Here is a 26,031-nt window from a genome sequence, read left to right as displayed (position 1 = left end):
CGACACCTGTCAGCGTCATCTGCGCAAAGCACCGCATGCCAGTAGAAACGCTTCGTTGGTGACACCTGTCATCCAGCAAAGGATGTTGTCTAACTTCATGTATTTTTCAACTCAACCGATGCTCGCAATTCTGAGACCTTTCAGACTTCAGATAAAGGTCATTGGAGTGGTTAGTGTGTAGCCTGAGTAGCGACAGTCAAATTAATCGCGATGCAAAGTAAGACTCAGGAAATAGATTGTTCTGAATTGGCGAAAATATGATTTTCCAATCAGCACATCATGTCGTGCTCATAGGATTAACCGTCAAGAGCAATACTGCTCCATTGTTGCTCGACGTCACTGGAGCAACTGAAAGCGAGGGAGTACCAGGAGTTGGTGCCAGCAATTCGTGGGGTAGCAACCCGTCGTACCACTTGGACTGGAAGGCGTCGCTGATTTGCCACGCGCAGGGCTGCGGGCTTCGCGTCACGCGAGTCTGTCGCGCGGGCACTGCCGAAATCGGCGGCACCGACGCCTTCTTCAAACCGCCAGGGCCACCACGAACCAGGTCAAGTTTGCCCGGCATCAGGGTCAGGCATCCGACCGTATGCCTGTTTGTTATCCTGTCTGCAGCGTTTCAGCAAGATGATTCACCACTGCCCTGGTCTTGGCCGCCATCTTCTGACCGAGCGAAATGATGGCATGCACGGGCGGCCCGTCGACATCCGCTTCGGGCAGCAGTTGTACAAGACGACCGGCACGCACATGCGGAAGTGCGACACGGTCGTGAATCTGCGTAATGCCGAAACCCGCCACTGCCGCCTCGACAAGCGCCTGCCCGTCAGCAAGTACGAGCACAGGGTGCGGCACAATTTCCCGCACGGTATCGTTTTCTCGCACGGTCCAAGAACGTAGTCGCCCCGTTGGGCCACGGAAAACTATAGCGTCGTGTTCGGCCAGTTCCGCGAGCATTTTTACTTCGCCGCGGCGCGCGAGATACTCCGGCGATGCGTACAGTCCAAGCCTTAGCACGCAAAGCTTGCGCACGGTAAATTCGCTGTCATCCGGTAATGCGCCGATGCGAACAACAATGTCCCAACCTTCCCCCACGGGGTCAGACATCCGGTCAGTAAGCGCCATCTCCAACGTGAGCTTCGGGTACTTTTCCCGGAGCTGAATGAAGCTCGGCAGCAACAGACGTCCGAATCCCGCCGGAAGGTCAATCTTGACCCGCCCGGCAGGCTCAGCTCGCCTCGATGCGAGCTGCTGCTCCGCTTCCCGGAGACCTTCGAGCGCCTCCTGCGCAGCAAGGAGATACGTCTCGCCGTCTTCGGTCAGCCGGACCGCGCGGGTCGTGCGCTGAAAGAGCTGCGAGCCGAGTCGGGCCTCAAGGCGCTGGACCGCCTTACCAACATTGGACTTGCTGCTACCGATTTCTTCAGCTGCGCGTGTGAAGCTGCCGGTTTGGGCAACCGCCACAAATACCGCTATCTCGTTTATGGGTGCATCTACCCGCTCACTCATCTCTTAACCCCGTTGCGCAAGGTGGGAAAAACGAACTGTATCAGGCGCCTACAGCCTGCGAGTAACCGCTGTGCAGTCACCACGGCCTAGGCGTGGCGCTCGGGCTTTCCAGCCAGTGAACGCTAAACAGACCCGCGTCATCCGTCCAGACAGGACCGGGCCTGAATCCGGCGGCTGTCGCAATCCCGCGGAAACCCTCGACCGTGAACTTGTGCGAATTCTCCGTGTGGATGGTCTCGCCTTCCTCGAAACGGAAGTCGTAGCCCGCAACGCGGACGGTCTGCTGGCGCAGGCTCATCAGATGCATCTCGATGCGCTGCATGGGCTCGTTATAGAACGCGTGATGCCTGAAGCCGCACAGGTCAAAGTCCGCTCGCAACTCCGCATTCGCGCGCACGAGCAGATTGAGGTTGAATGCTGCCGTTACCCCTTCACTATCGTTGTAGGCCTGATGCAAAGTCTGCACCTCCTTCACGAGGTCAACGCCTACTAGCAAACCGCCGCCTGCCAACATCTTCTGCGCACGGCACAGGAAAGCTACGGTCTCGTGTGGCGTGAAATTCCCAATGGTCGAGCCCGGGAAAAAGCCCACCTTGCGACCGCCCATCTCCTCAATATCTGCGAGCTGTTCGGGCTTCATGTAGTCGCCGGCGATGGGCAGAACCTCAAGACACGGGTATGCGCGGCGCAGACTCTGGACGGAATCCCGTAGATGTTCGGCGGAAATGTCCACGGGAATGAATCGGTCCGGGGCCCTATCCGGCTGGAAGGCATCAAGTAGAACACGGATTTTCTCGAGTGAGCCCGCCCCGAACTCGATGATATTCACATGCGCGCCCATCTGAATAGCAATTTGCGATGCGTTCGAGCGCAGAATGTCGAGCTCAGTCCGAGTTGGGTAGTATTCCGGCAGCTCGCAAATTCGCTCGAAGAGAGCTGAGCCGGCCGCGTCATAAAAATACTTTGGCGCAATATTGCGAGGCGACCTCGACAGTCCAGCGAGCAGGTCGCGCCCAAAATCGCTCTTCCGAATGGCCTGAATCAGCTCACGCTCACTGTCCAGTAGCGCTTGAATTTCAGATGTCTCTGACAAGACGCACTCCCGAGAATTGCCAGCGTGTCGCCGGCGGGAAGAAGTTGCGATAGCTCGCTCGTGTATGCCCCTTCGGCGTGGCACTGCTGCCACCGCGGAGCACCTGCTGCCCAACCATGAATTTGCCGTTGTATTCGGCCGCCACACCAGGCAACGGCCGAAAACCCGGATATGGGTCATAGGAGGAACGGGTCCACTGCCAGACTTGACCGGTCATGTGCTGGATACCCGGGGCGTGGAACGCTGCTTCCCACTCAAATTCCGTCGGCAGCCGCGCGCCCGCCCATTCTGCGTACGCAGCGGCTTCGTAGAAACTGATATGACAAACCGGCGCACTCGACACCAGCGGGTGCAGCCCCTGCAAACCATACTGCTCCCACACGCTGAGACAGCATGGCGCGTCAGCCGGCTCCGCTGTTGCAATCCAGTAAGCAGGCGCCTTCAGGCCTTCCCGCTGGACTATCGCCCAGCCGTCCGACAACCAGAACTCGGGGCGCTCATATCCTCCGTCGGCTACAAAGTCGGCGAATTCGCCGTTACTCACGAGGTGGTCTGCTATTTCGTAGGGGCGCAGCAATACCTTGTGGCGCGGAGACTCGTTATCGAACGCGAATCCCTGGCCGCCGAAACCGATGTCAACTACACCGCCAGCTTGCCTAAGCCACCGGACAGCCCGAGTTTCCCTTGAAATATCTTCGTCTGCGTGTACCGCGGGCACGTTCGCGTACGCTGGCAGCATTGGATTGCACGAAAACGCATGCAAGATGTCAGTAAGAAGAAGCTCCTGATGCTGCTGCTCGTGATTCAACCCCAGCACGATAACTGGCTCAAGCTGGGACAGCGTCACAACATCCGAAGTGGTCAACAAACGAAGCATCGCTTCGTCCACGTGGTGGCGATACCGAAGCACCTCTTCTACCGACGGCCGGGACAACAGCCCCCGCATCGGCCGGGCGTGACGCGGGCCGAGCGCCTCATAATATGAGTTGAACAGATACTGGTATTTCTCGTTAAACGGCACGTAGCCAGCAGCGTGCTTCATGAGCACAACCGTCTCGAAGAACCAGGTTGTGTGCGCCAGATGCCATTTCGTTGGACTTGCGTCCGGCATCGACTGAACACTTTGGTCTTCCGCCGTGAGAGGCTCCGCCAGCTCCACGCTGCGTTCGCGCACCTCGCGGTAATTTCGTTGCAGCTTCGAGACGAAAAAAGTCATTGTGTCCTTGTCTGTCATCAATTCGCCCATCTAGAACAGTCAAGCCCGATTGACTCGACTGATGCGAAAAGGGGCTACCCCATTGCGGGACAGCCCCTTCAGCGCCGCCACTCGAGCGTTATGCGCTGACAGCCTCTTCAACGACATCCTTCCTGTCAGACTTCGCACCCGGCTCGTCATCCTGCGCCGGAGTCTTGCTCAGGAACGCGAAGGTGGCGAAAGCCGACAGCAACGTGATAACAATCAGAACGTGCAGAAGGCTCGTGAACGCGTCCGCATAGCTTGACGACAACGCATGCCGGGTTACCTCCGGCAAGGTCGATGCGGCATGCACCATGTCACCAGCGGTCACACGTTGCGCTGCCTCGGCAACACGAGCGGAGATGTCACCACCGTTCCCAGGAACGACGCGGGAAAGACCGGTATGCGCTAACGCCCCAAGAATTGCAGTCGCGATTGCGAGAGCGATACCTTCACCTGCTACGCGGGTCGTGCTGAAGATGCCCGAGGCCATACCTGCGCGCTCCTTCGGCACCACGCTGACCGACAGACCGTCCATAAGACCCCACGGCATACCTGCACCAATGCCAATCACCAACATCGGCAGGATGAGCTCGGCCTTCGGACCGCTAAAATCAACCAGGCTTAACCAGTAAAGTCCAGCGGCAGCAATCAGGAAACCGATGCCGGAAAGCACACCGGCAGACATCCAGCGTGTGAACGAAGCGACCAGCATCGGTACGACGAGCATCGGGGCAGAGAGTGCAATCATCAGCATGCCAGCGTCGATTTCACTCAACCCTTCCGCGCCAATGAAACGCAACGGCAACATGACGATGAGAACGATGTAGCAATAGCAGGTGCCGACCGGCAAAATCTGCACGCCGACGAAGCGGGGATATTTGAACAGGCTCAACTCGAGCATCGGACGCTTGACGCGCGTCTCGACCATGATGAACGCTGCGAGAAAGACGGCTGATGCAAGAAGTAGCGTCACAACAAGCGGGCTGCCCCATCCGCTCTCCGGCGCCTGAATCACGCCGAACGTGAAAAGTGCGAGCGTTGCCGTAAAGGTGACCGTGCCCGGATAGTCGAGACCCGATGCATTGGGGTCGCGCGTCTCGCGCATGCGCGGCACGCCAAAGATGAAGGCGACAACGCCGATTGCTGCGATGACCTGGAAAATCGAGCGCCAACCAAACTGCTCGATGAGCGCGCCCGCCATCAGCGGACCAAACGCGAGACCGATACCGAAACTCGTGCCGAGCATGCTGAAAGCCCGCGTACGGGCATGGCCATCGAATTCCTGCGCAAGCGATGCGCCGCCGCTCGAGAGCGACGCCGCAGCGGCGATACCCTGTATGCCACGCAAAATATCGAGCCATAATACCGACGGCGCGAAGCTCATGGCGAACGAAGTGATGATGAAGCCACCCAGCCCGAGAACAAAGAGTCGTTTGCGCCCGAACTGGTCAGCCAACGCACCGGCGGCCATCAGCAGGCTACCGAAGCTCAGCATGAACGCGTTAGTCACCCAGGTCAACATGGCGGGGCTGCCGCCCAGGTCTCGCCCGATTGCTGGCGTAGCGACAGCGCCTCCTGAAAAGGCAAGTGGCAAAACTAGCGCGGAAAGACAGACGGCTGCAAGGATTAGCAGCTTGTTACTATCTGTTCCGGATGTCGTTGCAGTATTCATCGATGAACCTGTGGAGTGATTGGATTGCGAAGCACGTCGACGGGCTCACGTGAGATGAGGCCTTCGAAGCGCGTCATTCTGAACAACGAATCGCCGAAGATAAACAACGCCACAGTGGTTAGAGCGTCTCCCCATAAGCGACAATGCTTTTCTCCGCACCGAACGGGAGATTCGCCAACTGCCTCGCCTCAAGCGACTCTGGACGCATCTTTCTGAAATCCGCCTGCTCGCCTAAGGATGGTTTCCCTACACAGGTTTTCACAAGCAAGGTTCGACGATGAACATCAACCCGTTTCGGGTTGACATTTCGCAGTCGACCTCGATGACCTGAAAAAGCGTCTGGACGCTATCCGCGTTCCCAAGTGCGAGACGGTGATGACCAGTCCCAAGGCGCGCAGCTGTAACCGGTCGAGAAGCTCGGCGCATGGAGCGACAGCAACGGCGTCCCCGAAGACGTTTTCCCATAGGACCAGATTCTCGAGAACATCACGCTCTACTGGTTGACGAATAGTGGCGCCTCACATTCAGCGTCAGGGACTGAAAAGGGTTCTGTCCACCTCCCGATGAGTAACTGCTTCCCGGGAGGTGGGCAGTTGGCCTGGTAGTATTGCCAACCCGGCGAAACCCGTTCGCCATCGAGCATGGGGCAGTCCGTGCATACTTTGTTCATAATGCTTCTAAGAAACAGACTACTCGGCCTCCTCGGACAATCAACAGTGACTTTCGGCAGTCAGCTTCACTCGTCTCATTGTCGCTTCTACGAGGACGCTGCGTCTCCCGTATGCGGGTTTATCTGGCGGCCGTCGACCACCATACTTGCAAATCACACTCTCAGACTAATTCCTGAGAACAACTTAAAGATTCGCCGGACCGGCCGTCGCTCAAGCTGACGCGAATGCGTCAGTCGACCGCGCGTGCACCCTCGCCTATGAGCACTGCTCTGCCGGTCATATTGAGACAAATGCCATGTTGAACCGAACTGCTATCAGTTCTGGAGCTTATCTCGAGAGCTTCGACTCTCTGCCGAAAGATATTCTCTGGACCCAAGCCAAAATCGACCAGTCGCTCGCAGAAACCATGTCGCGTCGGCCGGACCAAGGTGACCTTTGGGTTTTTGCTTACGGCTCGTTGATGTGGAATCCCATCTCCGAATACGACAAGCGCGTCGTCGCAACGCTTGACGGCTGGCATCGCAGTTTCTGTATCCGGCTCATCGCCGGCCGCGGCAGCCCTGAGAAGCCAGGGAGGATGCTCTCGCTCAAGCCCAGTGGTAGCACCGAAGGCGTAGCCTTACGCATTCCACAAGCCACCCTGAACGATGAACTGCGTGTTCTCTGGACTCGCGAAATGGTAACGGGTGCGTACACACCCACGTGGGCTCCGGTCACTTTTCGGACTGGGGGAAAGGCCACGGCCCTCGTGTTCGTTGCAAATCCTGAGCAGTCCCAATTCGAGGCCGACGCACAGCCCGAGACGATTGCACCACTCATGGCCGCGGCATCCGGTTCACTTGGAACTAACGCGGAGTATGTGTTCAAGCTGCAATGCGCGCTCGCTGACTGCCAGATGCGAGACCCTTACATAGACGAGCTTGCCGCCGAACTGATACAGCTCGGCCAAAGCCCCAGGTAATCAACCGGCACCGCGCAGGTTTGTCAGACAGCGGCGAAATCTCAATTCGCTAGAGACGGCTTTTTCTCGACTCGTGGCCGCGCTACATTCGTTACACAGGATTTCGTCCCGTCAACTGAACCTTCGAAATGTGGGATATATGTCGAGGCCAGACGTTCTGGGCACGGACTAGGTATTCCTTATTTAAGGGAATTACATGGGCGCTCTCGTTCTAGTCGCCAGTCTACTGGCACCGCCGGCGGCCTTGTGTCTGCCCGCAGAAAAGAGAGCGCGTATGCTTACGGCGGTCCTCTTCTGCCTTGCGGTTTGCAGTTGTCTTTGCGCAACCAGTCCAGTATTTGGGTCAGTCTTTGGATTGGCAAGCTTTTCGCTCTCCCTTCATCCGGCGCTTCTTCATCCCGTACTTCTCGCAGGCGCGGTTTCAAGCACTACTGCACATGATGGACCCGGTAGTTCGCCCACGCGCGGCTCCTTCGCCGCGAGAGGCGCACTGTTCGGCCTCATCCTCGGGCTTCCGATGGCGACCTGGCTATCGACGAAGTTGCCCGAACCCGTATCATTTGTCGCCGCCGCCTATCTCACTGCAGCCATCGGCATATGCATGATGCTCTGGCATCGGCGCAGAAGCCCGCCTCACATGTCAGTGTCTGCACCTGCACCTTTAATTCGGCTCTCGGGTGTCGTATGGGTTTCGTTAGCGGCGACATCGCTGCAATACGCAGCGATGTTCTCCGTCTTCAGCAACTCCCTGCACCTTCTCACCGACCGGCCTGCAATCGACTTCGAGTCGGCCAGTCTGTTGATGGTTTTATTCGGCATTGGCGGAATCGCGGGCGCTGTCATCAGCGGGCGGCTTTTGCGCGACTATCCGGCCCTGGTGGCACTCATCAACCCGGCCACCTTGGCACTAGCCTTCTTGCTGCTCTATATCTTCGCCCGCGGCCCTGACTTCCAGACCGTGGTAGCGGTTCTGGCTTGGGGTGCGGCGCACTCCAGCGGCATGCTCGTTACGCACTCCACGCTGCGTGCGATTGCTCCGGGCAAGCCCGACGTCACGACGGCATTGCATGTCTGCTCCGGCTGCGTCGGCGTACTCACAGGAGTTGCCATGGCAGCCGCATTTTCAGCCGTATTCGGAACAGCGGGCATCCTACTATGCGGCATATCGCTGGCCATATTTTCCCTGGCTGCTGTTGCCACACAGCTATCGAAAATGGAAGTGGACGGAACCATTGTCGCTCTTGAGTCGACAGAGTGACGCTCGAATGACTCTTTATCGCAACCTCCATTTTCCCCATACTTCATCACAACGGTGCAGGATGCACGCACCACTCGAAACCCGGCTCACGCCGGTCATCCATCCTCTCGTAGGACGCTCAAATGAAACTCTACATCGCTGAGGCCACCTGCTCCCTCGCCGCGCAGGCAATCGCCAACGAGCTTGGCCTGTCGCCGGAACTGGTCCATTTCGACGTGTTCGGTAAATCCACGTCGGACGGCAGCAACTTTTCCGACGTCAACCCGCTCCAGTACGTTCCGGCACTGGTGCTCGACGGCGAAAAAACCGCTCTGACCGAGACCATCATTATTACGTCCTACCTCGCGGACCAGCATCCGGAAGCCAACCTGATTCCGAAGCGCGGCACGATTGAGCGCACCCGTATGGACCAGCTCCTGACCTTCATCGCCACCGAAATCGCGCAGAAGCATATCCCCCTCATGCGCAAGCTGATGACCCCAGAAGGCATCGAATTCCACACGAACAAGCTGCTCACTGCATATGGCGTGCTTGACAAGCAACTCTCAGACGGACGTTCGTACCTGACCGGCGAGCAGTTCACCGTTGCTGACGCTTACGTGTGGGCAACGATGTGGCAGGCGCGCTCGGGCGTCAACCTGGACCACCTGACCAACCTGATGGCCTACGTCGCTCGCGTCGAGGCTCGTCCGTCGGCACAAAAGGCTCTGAAGGACGAAGCGGAACTGGTCGCACGTCACAGGAAATTGCTGGCGGCATAATACCGCCGAGCGGTTTCGCACCAATAGCTCCTCGCCCTGCGGCGGGGAGTTTTTCTATTGGATTTCGGCCGCTGCCCTGGTTCTGCAGTGCGCCGAAAAACGTGTTGTCCCTGCAGACCTCGACATCATTCAGGCCGCCGTGAACGAGAATATCAAGCGTAGTGAATCCGACCCGCTCGCATCGCTACCGGCAGCCCTTGCGACGCACCGTGGATTCTCCCGCGTCTTCCAGCCTGGCAAACTGACATTTGGCTTTATCGCCCCACTCGAAGGGTATCCCGACTCGGTCAGGCCCTCGCTTGAGGACCGCGTGGAAATGGCCCGTAACCGCCCTATGGCTACGCGACGTTCCTTTCCATGACCCGAATTGCGGCGATGTTGGATAGATTCTGGACCCTATGGGGAGAGCGCCGCGTTCTTGTCCCAACTCGCCCTGAATAAACGGAAACCGCGGACGGTGCAATAGAGGATTGACTCCCGCGAAGCGACAGAGAGTCTCCCGACAAGGGGTTTTTCTCATCCGAGTTCTAAGCCAGTATTAAGCGAGCGCGAACGTTTCCTCAACGGCTCATCGCGGCAAGGGCCGTTCGCACTCTCTCTGGCGCATCGCCATGATGAGATGCCGCATCAGGCTCGTGAACCGGACAGAACAGATTCGACGCGCCTATACCCAGTCGGGAGCGAATACATCGTTGCGGTTTTCTCGGTGTCGTGTCGCCGGAAAGGCCTCGTTGCGCCCAGTAACAGTCGGGTGCCCCTCTTCCCCTAAAACAAAAGCTGGATTCCGATGCAGGAGATTCACATGAACGCACACCCCTCCAACAAACCTGTAGAAGCCATCGCCGCTGAACGAACCGCGAAGCTATTCGAGCCGGTTCAAATTGGCGGCCTGCCCGTGAAGAATCGCGTCGTCATGTCGCCCATGACGCGGACCATGGCGCCGGCGGGTGTCCCTGGCGAGGCCAATGCCGAGTATTACCGCAAGCGCGCGGCCGGCGGTGCCGGCCTCATCATCACAGAAGGCACGTGGGTCCCGCACGACGCAGCAGCCAACGAAGTGGACGTTCCCCGCATGTACGGCGTGGAAGCGCTTGGAGGCTGGAAGAAGGTTGTGGACGCGGTGCATGCAGAAGGCACGCCCATTCTTGCGCAACTCTGGCACGTGGGCCAGATGAAGCAGCACACTGTTGACGGCCTTTACGAAGCAAAGGGCGCGGACTACAGACCGCCCCGTCGTGTCGGTCCGTCTGGACTCTTTGGCGGCATCGGCAAGCCGACTACACTCGACGGCGCTCCGGCTCTCCCTGCAGACCTAGACTCTATCGTTGAAGCCTATGGCAAGGCGGCTATCAACGCAAAAATGATTGGCTTCGATGGCGTTGAACTCCACGCAGCGCACGGCTACCTGCTCGACCAGTTCTTCTGGCCTGGTACCAACAAGCGTGAGGACAAGTGGGGTGGTCCGCTGCAAAATCGAGCGCGCCTCGCTGCTGACGCCATCGCTGATATTCGCCGCATGACCGGACCGGACTTCGCCATCTCGCTGCGCATCTCGCAGTGGAAGGTGCAGGACTTCAAGGCGAAGAACTTCAACACGCCTGAGGAGCTTGAGGAATTCTCGCGCATCATGGTGGACGCAGGCGTTGACGTCTTCCATTGCTCGACACGTCGATTCTGGGACACCGAATTCGGCTCTGACCAGAACCTGGCCGCGTGGACGAAGAAGCTCTCTGGAAAGCCGACCATTACAGTGGGCTCTATCGGCATGACGGGTGAGCATATCGACACGCTCATGGGTGAAGGCAGCAACGTTGCATCGCTCGACAACCTGCTGCTACTCGCCGACCGCGGCGACTTCGACCTGATTGCCGTGGGCCGCGGCATGCTGGTCAATCCCGACTGGGCGAACAAGGTTCGCGAAGGCCGCATCGACCAGTTGAACAACTGGAATCCGGAAGTGCTGAAGGGACTCATCTAAAGCACTCCCGCGCCGGCCTGTTGTCAATATCGAAACAGCGGGACACGCGTCCCGCCGTGAATCGTAAAGAACGGGTAGGTTTGTCTTATGGGGTATCGGGCAGGAGGTCTTCCACGAGCTGGTTCAGGACCGCACGTGTCTTTGTTGCCATTTTTTGACCCAAGGAATAATGGCGTGAACCGGCAATCCGTCGACATCCCCGCTTGGCAGAACGTGTTGAAGCCGGCCTGCTTCAACATGGGGTTGCGCGATTCGGTCCAGAAGCTGAGAGACGCCAAGTCCGTTCGAGAGTGCCTCGATGAGCGCTTGACCGTTCTCAACAACAATCGCGGGCTCTGGCGCAACTCTGCGAATGTGGCCATTGTCATTGAGCGCCCATGGCCGTAGCCTCCCCGATGTCCCTCGAAAAATGACAGCATCGTGAGCGGATAAATCGCCCATAGAATGGATAACTCCGCGTTCCGCGACGTAGTCCGGGGATGCATAAAGACCAAAGCGGGTCTCGCAAAGCTTCCGCACTGTTATGTCACTGTCTACGGGAAGCTCACCAATGCGCACCACAATGTCCCAACCGTCCGCCACCGGGTCGGACATCTTGTCGCTGAACGCAAGCTCAAGCGTTAATTTCGGATAGCAGCGACGCAACGTTGCAAACGTCGGAAAAGCAGTCTTCCAAACGACGCCGGCAGGTCCAGTCGCACTCTGCCAACTACCTCATTCTTGCGAGCCGCGAGTTCCCGCTCCGCCTCGCGCAATCGGCCAAGCGCCGACTGCACCGCCACCAGATAAGTTTCACCATCCTCTGTCAGCCGAACAGCCCGCGTGGTTCGTTGGAAGAGTCGGGTATTTAATCGCTCTTCGAGACGTTGAACAATTTTTCCAACATGTAATTTACCAGTACCGAGTACTTGGGCTGCCTTCGTGAAATTTCCCGTCTGTGCCACCGCCTCGAATGCCGAAATTTCTGGAATCGATACGTCTGGGCGGTCAATCATCGCGAGCTCCATTAAACATGCACTTCTCAAGCCAAAGGAAGCGGGCGGACTATACGTGGTTGACCCGGCGCACAAAAGATTAACTCGCCGAATTAATTATTCGTCACTAGCGGACAATATTCGCGACACCCGCGTCCGCGAAAAATTCGTCCTTCACCTGAAAACGTCAGCAAAGAAGCCTCGAACCCAGCGTCAAAGGAAGCCAACACCGGACCCACGCGAATTTCCGTCGCCATGCGGCGGCCGCCCCCTCCCCTCCATCAGAGCGTTTCAGCCAGCTCTGGAACCACCGAGAAAAGGTCCCCTACGAGGCCATAGTCGGCGACGCTGAAGATAGGCGCTTCAGCGTCCTTGTTGATGGCGACGATAACTTTGGAGTCTTTCATCCCGGCAAGATGCTGAATGGCACCCGATATGCCAACCGCCACGTAGAGCTGTGGCGCGACTATCTTGCCGGTCTGGCCGACCTGATAGTCGTTGGGGACGAAGCCGGCATCAACCGCAGCTCGTGAAGCACCAAGCGCTGCGCCAAGCTTGTCGGCCAGCGGCTCAAGTACCTTCGCATAATTCTCTCCGCTGCCGAGCCCGCGTCCGCCAGACACAATAATATTCGCCGACGTTAGCTCCGGCCGGTCAAGTTTGGTCACCTCGCGACTCACGAATTGTGACGTTCCGGCATCCAGTCCAGCGCCGATAGTCTCGACTACAGCCTCTCCACCTTCAGGCGCGACCGCATCAAACCCTGTCGTGCGCACCGTAATGACCTTGATTTCATCCTGAGACTGGACCGTAGCGATGGCATTACCCGCGTAAATGGGCCGCTGAAATGTATCGGCACTCTGGACCCCGATGATGTCGCTGATTTGCGCCACATCGAGTCTTGCAGCGATGCGCGGCGCGACGTTCTTGCCCGATGCCGTAGCCGCGGCGAGAATGTGTGAGTAGGTTGCCGCAATAGCGAGAACGGTCTCCGCAATGTTTTCCGCGAGCCCGGCCTCCAGATGAGAAGCATCTGCGTGAAGAACCCTGCTTACGCCGGTTACCTTCGCGGCAGCCTCCGCTACGCCATGCGCATTGAGACCAGCGACCAGGATGTGAACTTCTCCGCCTATCTTTTGTGCGGCAGCAACGGCGTTCAGCGTGGCCATCTTAAGGGTCGAGTTGTCGTGCTCGGCAATTACCAGAATCGTCATTTCCCTGTTTCTCCGAATTTCTTCACAGCACCTTGGCTTCGTTCTTCAACTTCTCAACCAGTGCCTTGACGTCAGGAACCTTGACGCCGGCGGAGCGCTTAGGCGGTTCGACCACCTTAAGCGTCTTGAGCCGCGGCGAAACATCGACACCCAGTTCTTCCGGCTTGAGGGTTTCCAAAGGCTTCTTCTTCGCCTTCATGATGTTAGGCAACGTCACGTATCGCGGTTCGTTGAGTCGCAGGTCCGTCGTTACGACGGCAGGCAGCGTCAACGAGAGTACCTCTGCGCCACCATCGACTTCGCGAGACACCAGCGCTTTGCCGTCCGTCACAGTCAATTTCGATGCAAAAGTGCCCTGCGGCATCCCCGCCAGCGCTGCGAGCATCTGCCCGGTCTGGTTCGAATCATCATCGATGGCCTGCTTGCCAAGGATGATGAGTTGCGGTTGCTCTTTATCGACGAGCGACTTGAGCAATTTGGCCACCGCGAGTGGCTGCAGCTCTTCATTGGACTCAATCAGGATGGCACGGTCCGCCCCAATCGCGAGGGCTGTGCGCAGCGTCTCCTGCGCCTGCGAAACACCAACTGACACCGCAATTACTTCCGTCGCGATACCCGCCTCCTTCAGGCGCACCGCCTCTTCAACGGCAATTTCGTCGAATGGATTCATCGACATCTTGACGTTTGCAAGGTCAACGCCGGTCCCATCAGACTTCACGCGCACTTTCACGTTGTAGTCGACCACTCTCTTCACTGGAACGAGAACTTTCAATCAAAACCTCTTTGCTATGGCTGTTTAATCTTCCAGACAGATGTCTCTACTCGAGTGTCGACGCCGAAAAGACTCCACTCGCTCGCACTACCAATCGGCCACCATCGCCGCGAATGACGCATGACGCGAACCTCACCCGGCCCGCCGCCTTGTCGGTGGTCACAGTTGCCTCGAGCCACTCGCCAATCCGGCCGTTCGAGACAAAATCAATATTCAGACTGACCGTTCCAAACCTAGTCGGCCGTTCGCCGATTTGAAGCAGGTTGAAGCCGATGGCGTAGTCGGCCAGCGTCGCGAGCATTCCGCCGTGAACGTTCCCTCCCTGGTTGCGATGGCGCTCAAGCATCTGGCTGGCAATGCACAGCCCGCCCGCATCATCCTCCCGCATATAGACGGGACCTACCGTGTCCAGAAAGCCTTCTGACGGCACAGGGCAGAAGCCAGCCGGGACGACCCAGTCGGCCGCCTCGTGTTCGGAATCAATCTCAGGGGTGATGTCAGTAGACATGTTGGTGACCTACGGGCCGCGGCACGCCCGCTTCGTCCATCGATTTAATCAGTCGCGCACGCTTTGCCAACCACCAGCCATAGGGAGGCGGCCATCCGTCAAAGGTCTCCTGCCCCAGCTCGTGTCGCGCATGCAATGCCCAGTTTGGGTTATAGAGCGCCTCTCGTCCGACGCCAATCAGGTCCGCCTGCTCGCCTTCCAGTACTTCCTCGGCCTGCTGTGCGCTGACGATAAGACCGACAGCCATCGTCGAAATGCCGGCGCCCGCGCGGACGCGTGCGGCGTAAGGCACCTGGTGCCCATACGTACGTGGCAGGCGATTTGAGACCGTGGCGAACCCGGAGATTCCACCCGAGGAGCAATCAACAACATCAACGCCCAGTGCCTTGAGCTCTCGCGCGAATGCAACGGTGTCTTCGATGTCATAGCCTCCCTCCGCGCCGTCTATCGACGAGACACGGCACATCAGCGGTCTTTCGGTCGGCCACACCGCGCGCACCCGTCTCACGATTTCGAGTGGATAGGCCATGCGACGCGCTGCGTCACCGCCATATTCGTCGGTACGCTGGTTCGCCACGGGGGAAAGAAACTCATGCAGAAGATAACCGTGGGCACAGTGAACTTCCAGAACGTCGAAGCCGGCCTCAGCAGCGCGGCGGGCAGCGACCTGCCATGCGAGCGCAACCTTTTCCAGTTCGCTATTGGTCATCTCTATCGGCTCGGGCCACCCATCCGCAGCCGCGATGGCTGAAGGCGCGACCGTCTGCCAGGCGGGCTCGCCGCGCGCAGCCTCCACGCCCGTCAGAATGCCGTAACCCTCCCATGGGCGTTGCATGCTGCCCTTTCGCCCCGAGTGGCCAATCTGAAGCGCGGGGACCGAGCCTTGCGACCGGATGAATGCTGCGACTCTTGCCAGGGGGCCGATGTGGTCGTCATCCCAGAGACCTAGGTCTCCGTATGTACCGCGTCCCTCCGGCGAAACAGCCGCAGTTTCGACCATGACCATGCCAGCACCGCTCTGCGCAAATTTGCCATAGTTGACGAGATGCCAGTCGTTGGCAAAACCGTCTTCAGCTGAATAGGTGCTCATCGGGCTGATGACAATGCGATTGGGCAAGGACACCGAGCGCAGCGTCAATGGAGAGAACAGTCTGGAATTCAAGGCTTACTCCGCAAAAGAAAAAGAACAGCAGCTACGGTCAACCGGTGGTACGAGAAACAACAATGCGAGCCTGACACACCAAAGTCCCCTTGCTACGGGCAGCCTTACTTGAGGCCGTCCCTGACAAGCTTCATATAGGTGTTCACTACCCACTCTGGCAGCTTCGACTTCTCATGCCCCTTTACGTACCTCATGTACAGGTAACTTCGGGCCGACTGGAATATGTAGGCCAGCGCCTCGAGCTCCCTACCGTCAAACCGCTTGATTTCACCGTTGGCCACGCTTCGCTCAAGCGAATGAACGTAGTGCTCGGTGAGCAACTTCATATGCGCCGCGTGCGCGATTGGCGCCGCAACCTCGGCTTCATTCAGTACACGAACAAACCCGGGATTTGTCCGCAGGTAGGAGAAGAACGCTCTGAAGCCGCGCTCCTCGACTTCCAGAAAGGACTCGGCCCCATGCACCTTCTTGCTGATGTACGCAAGCATGTCGACGCCCACATAGGGAAGCAACACGTCAAAGAGCGCCTGGCGCGATTCGAAATACAGATAGAAGGTGCCCTGAGCAATGCCAGCCTCTTCGGTAATCCGCCCGATGGACGCTTCCGCGTACCCATGACGCCCGACTACCGTCGATGCCGACGCAAATATCCTATTTCTCAGTTCCTCCGCTCGCACCTCTCGCGTAGAGCGTCTCGCCTTGCCTGCTGGGCGAGGAACGTCCTTGTCTGCCACTTCAGATGTCATACCGGCTGCCTCGTTCATGTCGTGTCCGCTATCTGCTACAGAGCAAGATAGCGATTTGCGGGTACCGGTCATATCTCTCCCAGCCCCCCCGAACGCACGATATTACCGGTACCTCGCTGCGTCTCATCGCCGCTTCATCCATTTATAGATGTTGTTGCGCTGGATAGCCGACGAACCACCGATGATAGGCAGAGCGAGTGAGTCGCGAACGTATCGCTCTACATCGAAGTCTTTGACGTACCCGTACGCGCCGAAAATGGTCTGACACTCGAGAGAAATCGCCTTGCCGGCCTCCGTGGCAAAGAGCTTGGCCATTGAAGTCTCGCCGGTACACGGCAAATGCCGGTCCGCCAGGCTCGCCGCGTGATAGAGCATCAGCCGGGCCGCGTGAAGGCGCGTTTTCATTTCCGCGAGCTTGTGCTGGACGGACTGATAGTTCCCAATCGCCTTGCCGAACTGCTGCCGCTCGCTGGCGTATGTCCAGGCATCATCGAGTGCGGCTTGGCCGATACCGATTGCCATCGCCGCGACTTCGAGCTTCTCTACATCAAGACCGGAGCCAACCACCATCGGCCAGGCACCATTCCACTTTTCCTCGCCTCCGACGATGCTCGACAACGGCAACTCCACATCTTCGAACGTCACGTCAGTCGTGGGGAATCCCTTCAGGCCAAGGCCGTTGATTGGCTCAATCGTCACGCCGGCCTGCGTCGGTGGAATCAGGAGAAGCGTCAGATTCCGGTAGCGCTCTTCCTCTGGTCCTGTCCGCACGAGGGCGTAGATGTAATCGCTCACGCCTGCCCCGGAACAGAAACGCTTGGCACCGTTGACGACAATGGTGTCTCCGCGGCGCTCAGCCCTGGTCCTCATGCTGGCCAGGTCGGAGCCGACATCTGGTTCAGTCCATCCGTACGCGAAAATCATGGACCCGTCGACAACCCGCGGCAGAATCTCCTCTTTCTGTTGCTGGGTTCCGCATTCGACGATATTCATCCCCGCGTAACAGGCGGCGTTGATATACGGGAGGGCAACAGCAAGGCTCCTTCGCGCGAGTTCCTCAATGACCACCATCGTGCCAATGATGTTGCGACCGAGACCGCCGTACTCCTCCGGTACCGTCAGCCCGAGCACACCGAGTCCGGCAAGCTTCTCGAAAACTTCGCGGGGAAACCGGTTTTCCTTATCCCACCTCGCTACCAGGTCCCGCGGCATCTCCTTGTCGACGAATCGACGGAGAGTGTCGCGCAATTGACGAATATCGTCCGACTCTGTGAAATCCACGATGAAGTTATCCTTGACTGTTCAAACAACTACCCGAAAAGCAACGCGAAGCACCGGGTCTAAAGCCCAGCGTTGGTCCACTTGTAGATGTTGTTTCTCTGAATTGCCGATGAGCCACCCATAATCGGAATGAGCAGAGCATCGCGGACATAACGCTCTGCACCAAACTCTTTCACATAGCCGTAGGCTCCCATAATCGTCTGGCATTCAAGCGCAATGTCCTTCGCGGCTTCTGCAGCAAACAGCTTGGTCATGGAGGTCTCCACTGCGCATCGCTCGTGCCGGTTTGCCATCGACGATGCGTGAAAGAGCATCAGACGCGCAGCGTGCAGGCTGGTCTTCATGTCCGCCAGCTTGTGGTTGATGGACTGATAGTCACCAATCAACTTACCGAACTGTCGACGCTCGTGCGCGTACGCCCATGCATCTTCGAATGCGGCGGTCGCGACGCCAGTGGCAACCGCTGCGACCTCCAGCTTCTCCACGTCGAGCCCCGACCCGACCAGCATCGACCACCCCTGATGCCATCCCGCGTCGCCGCCGACAATGTTCCACGCAGGTACTTCGACGTTGTCAAAAATGACATCCGTCGTACCCACACCCTTCATGCCAAGGCTGTCGATTTCGGTGATTGTCACGCCCGGGGTGTTGGGGGGAATCAGCACCATGGACAGATTGCGGTGCCGCTCTCCCTCTGGCCCGCTGCGGACAAGCGTGAAGATATAATCACATACAGCCGCGCCTGAGCAGAAGCGCTTCGCTCCGTTGATAACGACCTTGTCGCTCACCCGCTCTGCCCGGGTCTTCACGCTCGCGAGGTCAGCACCGATGTCCGGTTCCGTCCATCCGTACGCAAAGAGCAGACTACCGTCGACGACCCGAGGCAACAGTTCCCGCTTCTGCTCCTCTGAGCCACACTCGACCAGATTCATGCCTGCATAGCAGGCCGCCATGATGTACGGCACCGAGACCGCGAGGCTGCGACGCGACAACTCCTCAATGACCATCATGGTCGCAACAATGTCTCGTCCCGACCCACCGTATTCTTCCGGGACAGTCAGACCCAATACCCCTAGCGACGCGAGTTTGTCAAAGACGTCTCGCGGGAACACGTTTTCCCGGTCCCACTTAGCCGCAGCTTCCCGCGGCATCTCTTTCTCTACGAAGCGGCGCAGCGTGTCCCGAAGCTGTTGTATCTCGCTTGATTCTGTGAAGTCCACTCTTTCTCCCGATTGCAGTTCTGCGGATGGGAAAAAGATATTCCGACATGAATACTGAGTCAACCGTCATTTTATGAACTTCTAATCATTTTATGGCAAACCTGTTAGTGGAAGATTGCTGCCCGCTTCATGTGTGAAGAGACATCTCTCTCGTGGAACGCCCACCCCACGCGGACTTCAGCACCACGCGACACCCGGGAGAATTGCACAGGGGAAATGTCGTGGATGCATTCTTCGTGAAATGTGAAAAGTGACTTCGGCGGATTCGTAGGCTGCAGAGACAAGCAGAGCGTTAGCATCGCGTGTATCGCTCAACCCAAGGTCTTTCGCAATGAATGCATTTGATACCCAATATGCGCTGTCCACCAAGGCAAATAAAGGTGAACGCCACCGTATTGCGTTTGTCCAGGCTTGCTGGCATCGAGATATTGTCGACCGGTGCAAGACTGCCTTTCTCGAAACCATGCAGTCGCAGGACTACGCGCAGGAAGACATCGACTTCTACGAGGTGCCGGGAGTCTTCGAAATCCCGTTGCACGTGAAAATGCTGGCCCAAAGCAGAAAATATGCCGGGATTGCGGCCGCCGGTCTCATCGTCAACGGCGGAATCTACCGTCATGATTTCGTCTCGACGGCCGTCATCAACGGACTCATGCAGGTTCAGCTCGAAACTGGCACGCCGGTCTTCTCCGCCGTACTCACACCGCACAACTTTCACTCAAGCGAAGAACATGCGACGTTCTTCCGTGAGCATTTCGTGGTCAAAGGCGCAGAGGTCGCGAAAGCCTGCGTCGAGACCGTACGCAAGATTGCGTCGCTCGCAACGGTTTGAGCATTGGGAAGACCGATTGAAAATACAGGCCCGTTGCGCAATGCAGCGGACCTGTGTTCATCCGCAAGCGGCAAACTCTATACGGCGTAGGAATAGACGCCCTGTCCAGTCTTCCGCCCGAGGCGACCGGCAGTCACCATCTCGCGCAGCAGCGGGCTCGGGCGATACTTGGGGTCTCCAAAATCGGCATGGAACACTTCCATCACCGACAGACAGACATCTAGGCCAATCATGTCTGCGAGAGCGAGCGGGCCCAGCGGGTGATTTGCACCCAGCTTCATACCCGCATCGATTTCTTCGGGACTGGCCACACCCTCCCCAAGCAGGAAAAACGCTTCGTTAAGCATCGGCACCAACAGTCGGTTGACTACAAAGCCCGGCGAGTTGGTGACCACGATGGGTGTTTTTCCAGCGACGACGGCCAGTTGGCGCGCCGCTTCCACAGCCACGTCGCTCGTTTGAAGCCCACGGATGACCTCAACCAATGGCATGAGTGGAACCGGGTTGAAGAAGTGCATGCCGACCACGCGCGACGGAACACCGATGTGTGCAGCAAGCCGCGTGATGGAAATTGACGACGTATTGGAGCTGATGATGGTCTCTTCCGAAACTGCGTGCACAATCTGCTCAAAGATGCGAATTTTCGCGTCTACGTTTTCCGTCGCGGCCTCAATGACGAAGTCAACATCTTTGAGCGCTGAATAGTCCGCCGACGTCGTTATGCGCGCAAGCGCCGCGTCCTTGGCTGCAGCCTCTAACTTCCCCTTTTCGACCAAGCGACCGAGCGCAGCGTCAATCTTTCCGACTCCTTTTTTCAGCGCTGCGGTCGAGATGTCAATGAGCACGACCTGCAAGCCGGAAGTGCTCAACGTCTGCGCAATTCCCTGCCCCATCGTGCCGGAGCCAACGATACCGACCGACTTCACTACCCTGCCGGCAACCGGCGTACCATCCTGATTCTGCGTTAGCACGGTGACTCCTTAAATCCGTTCGAAGATTGCCGCAATACCCTGACCGCCGCCAATACACATCGTGACAAGCGCATAGCGCCCGCCCGTGCGCCGCAACTCATAGAGCGCCTTGACCGTGATAAGAGCGCCGGTGGCACCGATTGGGTGGCCGAGCGAGATTCCCGAACCGTTCGGGTTGACCTTGGCAGGGTCCAGTCCGAGCTCACGCGTGACAGCACAGGCCTGGGCAGCGAACGCCTCATTGGCCTCGATGACGTCCATGTCAGCGATGGTGAGGCCTGCGCGTGCGAGCGCCGCGCGGCTGGCCGGAACGGGACCGATGCCCATGATTTTCGGGTCTACGCCGGCGTGAGCGTAGGCAACCAGCCTGCCGAGCGGTTTTGCGCCGCGGCTCTCGGCCACCTTGCGCTCCATCAGTACCAGAGCCGCAGCAGCGTCGTTGATTCCCGAGGCGTTTCCAGCGGTAACCGTGCCGTTCTCTTTTGCGAAGACCGGCTTAAGCTTCGCAAAATCTTCAAGCGAGGCACCGACGCGCACATGCTCGTCAACTTCGAACAATGTCGGACCCTTTTTGCTCTTTATTTCAACAGGCAGAATCTGCTCTTTGAAATACCCCTGTTCGATGGCATTCGATGCGCGCCGATGAGATTCCAGCGCTAGTGCGTCCTGCTGGTCGCGGGTTACGTCGAACTGCTGAGCCACGTTCTCCGCGGTGACACCCATATGGAACCGATGGAACGGGTCGCTGAGCGCCCCAATCATCATGTCAACCAGTTGCGTATCCCCCATGCGCGCCCCAAAGCGCGCCTGCGGCATCGAATACGGAGCACGAGTCATATTCTCTGCGCCGCCCGCAACGGCAATCTCCGCGTCGCCCAGCATGATTGTCTGTGCTGCCGAGATGATTGCCTGCAAACCCGAGCCGCATAGGCGGTTCACCGTCAGCGCAGGCGCATCCTGCGTTACGCCGCCATTTACCGCAGCGACACGCGCCAGATACATATCATTCGGCTCGGTATGAACGACGTTGCCAAAGACAACGTGACCTACCTCGTCGCCACCGACCGAAGCACGCCGCAGCGCTTCACGTACCACCTGCGCGCCGAGCTCTGTCGGGGCGATGTCCTTCAGGCTACCGCCAAACGTTCCGATAGCGGTACGTACACCGCTTACGACGACTACATCGCGTTCCATTTCAACTCCTCGGGTATTAAGTGATTTGCCGCTTATTGACCGACCTTACGGAAATCCGGCCTGCGCTTCTCGCTGAAGGCGGCGAAGGCTTCACGAGCTGCAGGCTGCGTCACCATTATTTGAAACAGGCTGGTCTCCTCCGCGATTCGCGAACTGACAGACTCAGCGTCCTGGCTCTTCAGAAGCCGCTTTGTCTCCATCAACGCGGAGACAGGCTTGCCAGCCAGATTCGCAGCCTGTTGCTGCGCGTAAGCCAGCACATCGTCAGGAGGCAGCAAGCGGGTTACCAGTCCGCCCTTGAAGGCCTCTTCCGCGCTGAACTGTCCTCCGAGCAGCAGAGCTTCGGCTGCGCTCCTGTAACCGAAAATCTTCTGCAGGAGAAGACTTGAACCGGCTTCAGGACACACTCCAAGATTCACAAACGGAACGCTGAAACGGGCATCGGCTGCCGCATAGACGAGGTCGCAATGCAACAACATGGTGGTCCCAATACCGATGGCCAAGCCGTTGACGGCGGCGACGATGGGTTTGGGGAAAGTGCTAAGCGCCCGAACGAACTGCCAGACTGGCGCATCCGGTGCGATGGGTGGACTGGAACTGAACTCGTCGATGTCATTGCCAGCCGAAAACACCTGCCGGGTACCCTGAAAGACTACCGCGCGAACCTGGTCATCACCTGCTGCGTCTTCCAACGCTGTGACCATGTCCGTGTACATCGCTGCGGTAAAAGAGTTCTTCTTGTCGACGCGGTTGAACGCAATGGTCAGCACGCCAGCAGCCCGAGTTAAAAAGATGTCTCGCATCTGTGATTTGAGCCTCCAGCCTCACCAAATAAAAAAGCCGCTCCCGTGCCCTTGGAATGCACGCGAACGGCGAAACCAGCACAGGAGACGCTGCCGGTTCCTCAATCGAGAAATGCGGAGATTGAGCGTTCCGAGGTAGCGACGCAGCACTTGTGCGTTGCACCGCAGCAATTCGACACATCGCGCTGGAGCCAACAAATATCCCCTGCTATCGCCGCTGACGCCGCGATAGCAGACGAAAAACACTTATTGCGCGTACTCGACCTGCTGCGCCTCGGCCAGCCGGGGCTCCATGTACTCGCTCAGCTTCGGCATCACCCGCTTCGCTGTCAGCTCCATCGAACGGCGCCACAGTGCCTCGTCGTCCCATTCATGGAAGGTCGTCAGGAGAGTACCGAACGGGCCGGTCTTCTCACTGAATGCCACCAGTTGGTCAACGACCGAGTTTGCGTCGCCGGCAATAACCATTTCCCGGATGCAATGCTCGATGTTCACCTCGTCGTCCGACATGTCGGGGCGCGACTTGAAGATGCTTGCGTAGCCGATAGCCTTCAAGTGCGTGACCATGAAATCGAAGTATTTGGCCAGCGCGTTGGATTCACGGGCCAGATATTCGTCGGCCTCTGCCTGCGAATCTGCGACGAAGACGGAACGGGCAATTCGCCAGTTGCGGCGGTCAGCCTTGAATCCCGCGCCCTGAGCACCTTCGCTGTACGACTGCCAGTGCGTGGCGACAGTCGACGGAAGGTTGAAGTTAGCTGAAATCACGTCCCAGTCGTTGGCACCCGCGAGCCTTGCCGTGCTGGAGAAGTTGCTCATCGCCGAAGTCGCCACGCGCGGGAACGGGTTCTGATAGGGGACGGGCATCAGCCCTACGCCAAGAGCCTCGTTCACCGTGTTCTTGATGCTGACCTTGTGATGCGCCGTCTCGAGGTCATACGGTGCATCCGTATTCCAGATGGCGCGAATCATCGCGTAGCAGGAAGCCAGCATCGCACCACTTGACTTGTGGTCGCTGTCAAAGACCTCGAAGTCCGATGCGAGACCGCCAGGGCCAATGCCCATGATGAAGCGGCCCTTCGACATATGGTCAAACATTGCGGCATCGGCCGCGATTCTTGCCGGATGGTGGTGCGGCAAGTTCAGCACGCCGGTGCACAATTTCATGCGTTCGGTAACCGGAATCAGAGCTGAAAGAAACTGCAGCGCGTTGGTAATCGGCTCGGTGCGCTGCGAAGTATGCTCGCCCACCCACAATTCGTCGAAGCCCACCTTGTCAGCGTGAATCGCGCACGCGACATCCATGTCATACATCTCGTGATATTGCGCGCCGGCAAGGTGCAACGGCTGCATGAACATACCAAGTTTCATATTGTCTCCTGAATCTTCTACTTAAAAACCACCGGCATCGGCGGCTCACACTTGAGTGGCTGAAGGACCCCAATTCTGTTGACCGGAATGAATACCGACAGCCCCCCTCCAAGGAACTACTCTCCACATTGCTTAGCTTTCAGCTGTCAAGCCGACGGTAACGGCCGCCCACATATACCAGCGGCTCGCTCACCTGCGGCAATACCACCTCGATGACGTTACCGATGATGATGGTGTGGGTGCCATGTTCGATTTCGCGCGCGACTTCGCAGAAAATTGCGGCCTGAGCGTCAGCGAGGTAGCGAATACCTCTGACGCCGGTTTTCCAGTCGCCTTCAACGAATCGCTGTGTACGCATGTCCGAGCGGCTAAAAATCGTACTAATCTGCTCGTGCGCAGTTTGAAGCAGGCTTACGCAGAAAAGTCCGGTTTCCTTGATAATCGGGGAGGCGCTGGCAGAGCGATTCACGCAAATCAGGGCAGACGCGGGTTCCATCGAGACCGATGAAAATGCAGTGGCCGCAAGACCGTGGGGATAGTCGTCACTGTCGACGGTGGTAATGAGCATTACGGACGATGCGACCCGGCTCATGGCAGATTTGAATCCAGCGGCGAGCTCGGGCGTTGCAACAGTCGCCGCGTTATATGCGTGCATCTGTGTCTCCTTCGTGTTTCACTGTCACGACTTTGTGTCGTTAAACATTAGCACTGGAATCACCGAAAGCCGTTTTCACATTTAGCGAAATAACTTTTCACCGTTTCCGAAAAGCTGAAACGCTCTTTGTGACTGTACCTGCGCCTATACTGGCTCGTACTGGGCTGACATCAACACGACATCAGCCACCAGAACTAAAACGACACTTGAGACAAACGCACCATGGCTGACCGCATACAGGACATGCGACTCTTCCGTCTGGTCGTCCAGACAGGGTCACTTTCAACCGCAGGACGGCAACTAGGCCTTTCGCCTGCGGCCATGAGCGGCCGGCTTAAGGCTATGGAGGAGCAATACGGTGCACCCCTGCTCAAGCGGAGCACGCGTGGGTTGAGCACAACGCCCGAAGGCCAATACCTGTTCGAGAATTCGGTGGGAATTATCGACGACGTCGAATCGCTCGACCGCGCGATTAAAGGTGGTCACGCCGACCTTCAGGGCACAATCGGAATCACCTGCCCCATCGACCTCGGCCGGCAATACCTCTCTCAATTGATTGACGCCTTCATCGCTGAAAATCCGGGGGTTGTTTTCCGCATCAACTTCAGCGACCAGGTGCTGAACTTCGTCGACCGCGGTCTCGACATCGCATTTCGCTGGGGAAACCTTCCGGATAGCTCAATGGTGGCCAGACCGCTCGGCAACGACCGGCCGGTCGTTTGCTGCTCACCTGACTACATCGAAAGGCACGGTGCTCCCCGCACGCTCGATGAGCTGCGCAACCACAATTGCTTGATTTTGCTGCGCTCAGACTTCCCCCTGGACCGCTGGCGGTTCATGCAGGACGGCTTTTCGACCTCGGTGCAGGTCAAGGGCAACAGGATGACCAACGACGGATATGCCCTGCGCCAATGGGCCGTTGCAGGCTTGGGTGTTTTATGGAAAGGGGCCTGGGAAGTCGGCGCTGATGTTACAGCCGGGCGACTCGTTCCCGTACTGGAAGACTACCATCTTCCGGCCCAACGTTTTCACCTGCTAACGGATGGCTCAAAGCGTCTTACGGTACGGGTGAAGACTTTCGTCGATTTTACTGTTCATTATTTCAAACAGATGGAAGTGCCCGCCCGCCATCTCGTTGCATCCCACTCGTCACACCTGCTCGACTCGGTCATCTAGCAAAAAAGTTATCTC

Annotated in this window: 24 protein-coding genes; 6 read left to right on the top strand and 18 right to left on the bottom strand. The window is 57.9% G+C overall.

Going from position 1 to position 26,031, the window contains the following annotated elements:
• Positions 1 to 597: 597 nt before the first annotated feature.
• From ACSQ36_RS36770 to ACSQ36_RS36755, 4 genes are all read right to left on the bottom strand, one after another.
• A complete protein-coding gene (locus ACSQ36_RS36770) occupies positions 598 to 1,503 on the bottom strand; it encodes a LysR family transcriptional regulator (RefSeq protein WP_436185896.1) in 906 nt (301 codons plus the stop codon).
• A gap of 76 nt (positions 1,504 to 1,579) precedes the next feature.
• Positions 1,580 to 2,596 (bottom strand): L-histidine N(alpha)-methyltransferase, encoded by a 1,017-nt coding sequence (gene egtD / locus ACSQ36_RS36765; RefSeq protein WP_436185895.1) that lies wholly within the window; start codon positions 2,594 to 2,596, stop codon positions 1,580 to 1,582.
• Entirely contained in the window at positions 2,580 to 3,830 is a 1,251-nt protein-coding gene (gene egtB / locus ACSQ36_RS36760) for an ergothioneine biosynthesis protein EgtB (protein ID WP_436185894.1), read from the bottom strand. The genes egtD and egtB overlap by 17 nt, the downstream gene beginning before the upstream one ends.
• A gap of 100 nt (positions 3,831 to 3,930) precedes the next feature.
• Positions 3,931 to 5,508: an MFS transporter gene (locus ACSQ36_RS36755; protein ID WP_436185893.1), complete on the bottom strand. Its 1,578-nt coding sequence runs from the start codon at positions 5,506 to 5,508 to the stop codon at positions 3,931 to 3,933.
• A gap of 966 nt (positions 5,509 to 6,474) precedes the next feature.
• Here ACSQ36_RS36755 and ACSQ36_RS36750 point away from each other — a divergent pair.
• The 4 genes from ACSQ36_RS36750 to ACSQ36_RS36735 all read left to right on the top strand — a co-directional run bounded on the left by ACSQ36_RS36750 (position 6,475) and on the right by ACSQ36_RS36735 (position 11,137).
• Positions 6,475 to 7,140, top strand: coding sequence for a gamma-glutamylcyclotransferase (locus ACSQ36_RS36750; RefSeq protein ID WP_436185892.1), 666 nt, complete (start codon positions 6,475 to 6,477; stop codon positions 7,138 to 7,140).
• A gap of 724 nt (positions 7,141 to 7,864) precedes the next feature.
• Complete coding sequence (locus ACSQ36_RS36745; RefSeq protein ID WP_436185891.1) at positions 7,865 to 8,398, top strand: hypothetical protein; 534 nt, start codon at positions 7,865 to 7,867, stop codon at positions 8,396 to 8,398.
• Between the two features lie 122 nt (positions 8,399 to 8,520).
• Positions 8,521 to 9,159: a glutathione S-transferase family protein gene (locus tag ACSQ36_RS36740; RefSeq protein ID WP_436185890.1), complete on the top strand. Its 639-nt coding sequence runs from the start codon at positions 8,521 to 8,523 to the stop codon at positions 9,157 to 9,159.
• 802 nt (positions 9,160 to 9,961) lie between these two features.
• Positions 9,962 to 11,137, top strand: a complete 1,176-nt coding sequence (locus ACSQ36_RS36735; protein WP_436185889.1) for a 12-oxophytodienoate reductase — start codon at positions 9,962 to 9,964, stop codon at positions 11,135 to 11,137.
• Positions 11,138 to 11,260: 123 nt separating this feature from the next.
• On the opposite strand, the gene ACSQ36_RS36730 is transcribed toward ACSQ36_RS36735, so the two are convergent.
• From ACSQ36_RS36730 to ACSQ36_RS36690, 9 genes are all read right to left on the bottom strand, one after another.
• Positions 11,261 to 11,782: a substrate binding domain-containing protein gene (locus ACSQ36_RS36730; RefSeq protein ID WP_436185888.1), complete on the bottom strand. Its 522-nt coding sequence runs from the start codon at positions 11,780 to 11,782 to the stop codon at positions 11,261 to 11,263.
• Positions 11,758 to 12,132 (bottom strand): LysR family transcriptional regulator, encoded by a 375-nt coding sequence (locus ACSQ36_RS36725; RefSeq protein ID WP_436185887.1) that lies wholly within the window; start codon positions 12,130 to 12,132, stop codon positions 11,758 to 11,760. The genes ACSQ36_RS36730 and ACSQ36_RS36725 overlap by 25 nt, the downstream gene beginning before the upstream one ends.
• 260 nt (positions 12,133 to 12,392) lie before the next feature.
• A complete protein-coding gene (locus ACSQ36_RS36720; RefSeq protein WP_436185886.1) occupies positions 12,393 to 13,325 on the bottom strand; it encodes an electron transfer flavoprotein subunit alpha/FixB family protein in 933 nt (310 codons plus the stop codon).
• Between the two features lie 22 nt (positions 13,326 to 13,347).
• Entirely contained in the window at positions 13,348 to 14,097 is a 750-nt protein-coding gene (locus ACSQ36_RS36715; RefSeq protein ID WP_436185885.1) for an electron transfer flavoprotein subunit beta/FixA family protein, read from the bottom strand.
• Between the two features lie 46 nt (positions 14,098 to 14,143).
• Complete coding sequence (locus ACSQ36_RS36710; protein WP_436185884.1) at positions 14,144 to 14,605, bottom strand: PaaI family thioesterase; 462 nt, start codon at positions 14,603 to 14,605, stop codon at positions 14,144 to 14,146.
• Positions 14,595 to 15,767: an NADH:flavin oxidoreductase/NADH oxidase gene (locus ACSQ36_RS36705; protein ID WP_436185883.1), complete on the bottom strand. Its 1,173-nt coding sequence runs from the start codon at positions 15,765 to 15,767 to the stop codon at positions 14,595 to 14,597. Before ACSQ36_RS36705 ends, ACSQ36_RS36710 begins: the two co-directional genes overlap by 11 nt.
• 104 nt (positions 15,768 to 15,871) lie before the next feature.
• Positions 15,872 to 16,531: a TetR/AcrR family transcriptional regulator gene (locus tag ACSQ36_RS36700; RefSeq protein WP_436185882.1), complete on the bottom strand. Its 660-nt coding sequence runs from the start codon at positions 16,529 to 16,531 to the stop codon at positions 15,872 to 15,874.
• 105 nt (positions 16,532 to 16,636) lie between these two features.
• On the bottom strand, positions 16,637 to 17,794 hold the full coding sequence (locus ACSQ36_RS36695) for an acyl-CoA dehydrogenase family protein (RefSeq protein ID WP_436185881.1): 1,158 nt from the start codon (positions 17,792 to 17,794) through the stop codon (positions 16,637 to 16,639).
• Between the two features lie 59 nt (positions 17,795 to 17,853).
• On the bottom strand, positions 17,854 to 19,014 hold the full coding sequence (locus ACSQ36_RS36690) for an acyl-CoA dehydrogenase family protein (RefSeq protein WP_436185880.1): 1,161 nt from the start codon (positions 19,012 to 19,014) through the stop codon (positions 17,854 to 17,856).
• Between the two features lie 331 nt (positions 19,015 to 19,345).
• On the opposite strand from ACSQ36_RS36690, the gene ACSQ36_RS36685 reads away from it, so the two are divergent.
• The gene (locus ACSQ36_RS36685; RefSeq protein ID WP_436185879.1) at positions 19,346 to 19,846 is read left to right on the top strand and encodes a 6,7-dimethyl-8-ribityllumazine synthase; all 501 of its coding nucleotides are present in this window, start codon (positions 19,346 to 19,348) and stop codon (positions 19,844 to 19,846) included.
• Positions 19,847 to 19,923: 77 nt separating this feature from the next.
• On the opposite strand, the gene ACSQ36_RS36680 is transcribed toward ACSQ36_RS36685, so the two are convergent.
• The 5 genes from ACSQ36_RS36680 to ACSQ36_RS36660 form a co-directional block, all read right to left on the bottom strand.
• Positions 19,924 to 20,772, bottom strand: coding sequence for a 3-hydroxybutyryl-CoA dehydrogenase (locus ACSQ36_RS36680; protein WP_436185878.1), 849 nt, complete (start codon positions 20,770 to 20,772; stop codon positions 19,924 to 19,926).
• A gap of 54 nt (positions 20,773 to 20,826) precedes the next feature.
• Positions 20,827 to 22,011, bottom strand: a complete 1,185-nt coding sequence (gene bktB / locus ACSQ36_RS36675) for a beta-ketothiolase BktB (RefSeq protein WP_436185877.1) — start codon at positions 22,009 to 22,011, stop codon at positions 20,827 to 20,829.
• Positions 22,012 to 22,043: 32 nt separating this feature from the next.
• Positions 22,044 to 22,814, bottom strand: a complete 771-nt coding sequence (locus ACSQ36_RS36670; RefSeq protein ID WP_436185876.1) for an enoyl-CoA hydratase — start codon at positions 22,812 to 22,814, stop codon at positions 22,044 to 22,046.
• A 246-nt stretch (positions 22,815 to 23,060) separates the two neighbouring features.
• Positions 23,061 to 24,185: an LLM class flavin-dependent oxidoreductase gene (locus ACSQ36_RS36665; protein WP_436185875.1), complete on the bottom strand. Its 1,125-nt coding sequence runs from the start codon at positions 24,183 to 24,185 to the stop codon at positions 23,061 to 23,063.
• Positions 24,186 to 24,324: 139 nt separating this feature from the next.
• Positions 24,325 to 24,840 carry a flavin reductase family protein gene (locus ACSQ36_RS36660; RefSeq protein WP_436185874.1) on the bottom strand — a complete coding sequence of 172 codons (516 nt, stop codon included), beginning with the start codon at positions 24,838 to 24,840 and terminating at the stop codon, positions 24,325 to 24,327.
• Positions 24,841 to 25,062: 222 nt separating this feature from the next.
• Here ACSQ36_RS36660 and ACSQ36_RS36655 point away from each other — a divergent pair, with 222 nt between their 5' ends.
• Positions 25,063 to 26,016, top strand: coding sequence for a LysR family transcriptional regulator (locus ACSQ36_RS36655; RefSeq protein ID WP_436185873.1), 954 nt, complete (start codon positions 25,063 to 25,065; stop codon positions 26,014 to 26,016).
• The last annotated feature ends 15 nt before the right edge of the window (positions 26,017 to 26,031 follow it).

The sequence above is a fragment of the Caballeronia sp. LjRoot34 genome (genome assembly GCF_964253815.1).
In the GTDB taxonomy this organism is placed as follows: domain Bacteria; phylum Pseudomonadota; class Gammaproteobacteria; order Burkholderiales; family Burkholderiaceae; genus Caballeronia.
The sequence above is the reverse complement of the archived record's forward strand: the minus strand, read 5'-3'. Positions and strand labels throughout refer to the sequence as shown.

What these genes read in the sequence shown, in the direction of transcription:
- ACSQ36_RS36770 (WP_436185896.1), bottom strand. Translation starts at nt 1,503, where the DNA reads ATGAGTGAGCGGGTAGATGCACCCATAAACGAGATAGCGGTATTTGTG.
- egtB (WP_436185894.1), bottom strand. Translation starts at nt 3,830, where the DNA reads ATGACAGACAAGGACACAATGACTTTTTTCGTCTCGAAGCTGCAACGA.
- ACSQ36_RS36755 (WP_436185893.1), bottom strand. Translation starts at nt 5,508, where the DNA reads ATGAATACTGCAACGACATCCGGAACAGATAGTAACAAGCTGCTAATC.
- ACSQ36_RS36750 (WP_436185892.1), top strand. Translation starts at nt 6,475, where the DNA reads ATGTTGAACCGAACTGCTATCAGTTCTGGAGCTTATCTCGAGAGCTTC.
- ACSQ36_RS36745 (WP_436185891.1), top strand. Translation starts at nt 7,865, where the DNA reads ATGTTCTCCGTCTTCAGCAACTCCCTGCACCTTCTCACCGACCGGCCT.
- ACSQ36_RS36740 (WP_436185890.1), top strand. Translation starts at nt 8,521, where the DNA reads ATGAAACTCTACATCGCTGAGGCCACCTGCTCCCTCGCCGCGCAGGCA.
- ACSQ36_RS36735 (WP_436185889.1), top strand. Translation starts at nt 9,962, where the DNA reads ATGAACGCACACCCCTCCAACAAACCTGTAGAAGCCATCGCCGCTGAA.
- ACSQ36_RS36725 (WP_436185887.1), bottom strand. Translation starts at nt 12,132, where the DNA reads ATGATTGACCGCCCAGACGTATCGATTCCAGAAATTTCGGCATTCGAG.
- ACSQ36_RS36720 (WP_436185886.1), bottom strand. Translation starts at nt 13,325, where the DNA reads ATGACGATTCTGGTAATTGCCGAGCACGACAACTCGACCCTTAAGATG.
- ACSQ36_RS36710 (WP_436185884.1), bottom strand. Translation starts at nt 14,605, where the DNA reads ATGTCTACTGACATCACCCCTGAGATTGATTCCGAACACGAGGCGGCC.
- ACSQ36_RS36700 (WP_436185882.1), bottom strand. Translation starts at nt 16,531, where the DNA reads ATGAACGAGGCAGCCGGTATGACATCTGAAGTGGCAGACAAGGACGTT.
- ACSQ36_RS36685 (WP_436185879.1), top strand. Translation starts at nt 19,346, where the DNA reads ATGAATGCATTTGATACCCAATATGCGCTGTCCACCAAGGCAAATAAA.
- bktB (WP_436185877.1), bottom strand. Translation starts at nt 22,011, where the DNA reads ATGGAACGCGATGTAGTCGTCGTAAGCGGTGTACGTACCGCTATCGGA.
- ACSQ36_RS36670 (WP_436185876.1), bottom strand. Translation starts at nt 22,814, where the DNA reads ATGCGAGACATCTTTTTAACTCGGGCTGCTGGCGTGCTGACCATTGCG.
- ACSQ36_RS36665 (WP_436185875.1), bottom strand. Translation starts at nt 24,185, where the DNA reads ATGAAACTTGGTATGTTCATGCAGCCGTTGCACCTTGCCGGCGCGCAA.
- ACSQ36_RS36660 (WP_436185874.1), bottom strand. Translation starts at nt 24,840, where the DNA reads ATGCACGCATATAACGCGGCGACTGTTGCAACGCCCGAGCTCGCCGCT.
- ACSQ36_RS36655 (WP_436185873.1), top strand. Translation starts at nt 25,063, where the DNA reads ATGGCTGACCGCATACAGGACATGCGACTCTTCCGTCTGGTCGTCCAG.